The following is a 3,390-nucleotide window of genomic DNA, read 5'->3' on the forward strand; positions in this document are numbered from 1 at the left end:
GCAAGGGTTGTCTTTCCACAGCCCGGTGGTCCATAAAAGAAAGTATGGGAGAGGGTATCTGTGATGATGAGCTTTTTTAATATGGCACTGTCACCTAAAAGGTGTGATTGACCTATAAGGGTATCAAGTGTTTTGGGACGATATTTCAGTGCAAGGTTTGGCAAAACTTAATCTTTTTTATTAAACTTTTTTGATTTGTCAGATTTTTTTTCTTCAAACTCTTTTTCACGTCTGTTTTTTTCTTCTTGTTTTCGTGCATTGGCTTTGTTCTTTGCCTCCGCTTCTGCATTTGCTTTTCTGCGTTTCATGAATTTATGCACATCATCATATTCTCTACGTGTAAAGTAACGTGTTTTGTTCGTAGGTAGATTGTTTAATTCTATACCTCCAAAGGCGACACGTTTTAGATCAAGCACTTTTGCTTCAAAATGTGCAAAGAATCGTCTAAGCTCTCTGTTTTTACCCTCTGTGATGGTTACACGAAGCTTTGAAAAGTTTTGTCCCTCTGCTCTTACTTCAAAGTGTGCAAAAGGGGCAAATTCCATACGGTAGATCTTGCTTTTTTCATGGGCACCTGCACGTGCATCATCAAGTACAAGACCCTCTTTCATTGCAGTGATCATTTCAGGAGTGATAGGTTTATCTATCTTCAGATTATAGGTACGGTCTAAATCACTCTCCATAAGTGCAGTTGCAACCTCTGGGGAGTCTGTCAAGAGCAAAAGTCCTTCAGATGCATAGTCCAGTCTACCTACAGGTACAAAGTGTCTGTATTTGCCTGGAAGCTTATGATAGATTGTTGCACGACCTCTATCATCTTTTTTTGTTACCAGTACACCTTTCGGCTTATTATAAACTATGATAGTAAGTTCTTTACTCTCTTTAACGGGCCTACCTTTCACATAGATATGGTCACCTTCTTCAACTTCATAGCCAAAGTCTTTCAAGACTTTTTTGTTTAAAGTGACCTCTCCCTCTTCTATGAGTTTATCGGCTTCTCGTCTTGAGTATTTTGTGTTATGTGATATATATTTGTTTAGTCTCATTGTATTATCCTTTATGACGCATGTAAAGTAAAACTCCCCATGCTACGCTGACGCTGTGTCATCTTCAGCAGATGGCTCATACGATCAATCGTATTCTTATTTACTTTTAATTCCGGCATTGATCAGATCATGGATGTGTAGTACACCGATGATGTTGCCGGTTTCATTTGTGATAGGCAAAAGTTGTATTCGCCCGTCTTCTATTATTTCAAGGGCATCACTTGCCAGTAGCTCTGTATTTGTATAACTCTTAGGATCTTTGCTAGCATATTCGATAGCCAGATGGTCTAAGCTAAATCCTTCTTTCATTAGTGCACGTCTAAGGTCACCATCACTTAATATAGCGATAAATGTATCTGTCTCATCTACAATGAGTACCGTACCCAGTTTCCCTTCACTCATCGCCACAATAGCATCTTTCAGCGTGGTCGTATGACTGATGATAGGTAGGTCTGTTGTTCTCATGAGATCTTTAATCTTTACAAAAAGTTTTCTTCCCAGCGAGCCTCCAGGGTGGAAAGAGGCAAAATCCTCTTGTTTAAACCCTCTTTCTTCCATGAGTGCTACAGCCAAAGCATCACCCAATGCCATGGTCAGTGTGGTTGATGTCGTAGGCGCAGCACCTAGAGGACAGGCTTCTTTTTCTACAGAAATATCAAGAAAAACATCAGCATAAGAGCCAAGTGATGAATGCTCATTTCCTGTTAGCCCAATAAGTGGGATATCAAAACGTTTGATATGAGGAAGAATTTTGGTAAGTTCTTCACTCTCCCCACTGCTGCTTATGGCAAGTAAGGTATCGCCTTTTCCTATCATCCCCAAGTCTCCATGAAGTGCTTCTGTCGGGTGCAAAAAGAAACTCGATGTACCAGTACTCGCGAAGGTAGCAGCCATTTTAGCACCTACGAGTCCAGACTTTCCTACACCTGTGATAATCAGCTTCCCTTTTGTCCCTAATATAAGCGAAATGGCATCCAGAAAATTTTGGTCTAAACGTTCGGCAGCTTTGTATAAGGCATCTGCTTCAATGTGAAAAGTTTCTTGCGCAATTTTGATAAGATCCATAGTTAAGTCTTTATATATTTTTAAATGATTATAGCATAATTAGTAGACAAGGAGACATGTTGACTTTTCTTTTGATAGCTTCTGCCCTGAGGCAGAAGTAGGTTAAACAATGAAGATAGTAGGGATAATAAGCGGGTATCTCTTTTTCGTACGAACAACATGCTTTCTAACTGCTGAGCGTATATCGTTTTCAATATCTCTATGGTTTTTCAACGCTTCAGGTTTCATGTTTAACATCATAGTCTCAAGAAGTACTTCTATCTCTTTTGCAAACTTCTTATCTTCTTTATCTGGAACAAGACCATGTGAAGAAACTACTGGTTTACCTATTACTTTCTGGTTACTTTGTGAAATCTGTGCTACGACATTAACGATACCGTCTTCAGCAAGTTTTTGTCTGTCAAGTACAACATCATTTTCAATCGTCATATTGTTTTGGTTGTCAATATATGTTTTACCACTTTTGACTGTTTTCACTTTTTTGAGGTACTTTGTTGTGATCTCCACTTGATCCCCATCACTCATCAGTAAGATATTTCTTTCATCTACACCACATTCTACAGCTGTTTTAGCATGTTTGGCGATATGGTTGTACTCACCATGCACTGGCAAGAAGAATTTAGGTTGAATGAGTCTCAAGATGAGCTTTTGCTCCTCTTGTGCTGCGTGACCAGAAACGTGAATATCTCCAAACTCTTTATATCGTACCGTTACACCTGCTTTGATAAGCTTATTCATGAGCCCTGAAACAGATGCTTCATTTCCAGGAATAGCTGAAGCAGAGATGATAACAGTATCAGACGGTTTAAGTTTGATATGTCTATGCTCATCGGTTGCCATACGGTTAAGTGCCGCCATGGTCTCACCTTGTGAACCAGTAGTTACAATAAGTACCTCATGATCAGCATATTTTGGTACTTCATGTACTTCTATAAAGTGTTTGTCTTCAATATCTACAAATCCAAGTGCTCTGTTGGTTTCAACATTTCTCTCCATTGAACGGCCGATAACACAGATCTTTCTACCGTGTTTTACTGCTCTTTCCATTGCCTGGAAGATACGGTGTACATTTGAAGAGAATGTGGACATAATGACTCTTCCTTTTGCAAGGTCAAAAAGTGAGTCAAATGTTTTTCCAACCACTTTTTCACTTTTCGTAAATCCAGGGTTGTGTGAGTTGGTTGAATCAGAGAAAAGACAAAGTACACCTTTAGCTCCATAATACGCATATCGGTGCAAGTCCATCGTGTAGTCATCTACTGGTGTATGGTCAATTTTA

The 3,390-nt window shown here is 39.3% G+C and carries 3 protein-coding genes; all 3 read right to left on the minus strand.

The window, feature by feature from the left end:
* Window positions 1-167 precede the first annotated feature (167 nt).
* On the minus strand, window positions 168-1,046 hold the full coding sequence (locus ABZC96_RS09235; RefSeq protein ID WP_373030642.1) for a pseudouridine synthase: 879 nt from the start codon (window positions 1,044-1,046) through the stop codon (window positions 168-170).
* A gap of 96 nt (window positions 1,047-1,142) precedes the next feature.
* On the minus strand, window positions 1,143-2,111 hold the full coding sequence (locus ABZC96_RS09240) for an SIS domain-containing protein (protein WP_373030644.1): 969 nt from the start codon (window positions 2,109-2,111) through the stop codon (window positions 1,143-1,145).
* A gap of 102 nt (window positions 2,112-2,213) precedes the next feature.
* Window positions 2,214-3,390 (minus strand): ribonuclease J (locus ABZC96_RS09245; RefSeq protein ID WP_373030646.1); only part of this gene is annotated, 1,177 nt, incomplete at its 5' end.

Source organism: Sulfurovum sp. (assembly GCF_041551015.1).
GTDB lineage: Bacteria > Campylobacterota > Campylobacteria > Campylobacterales > Sulfurovaceae > Sulfurovum.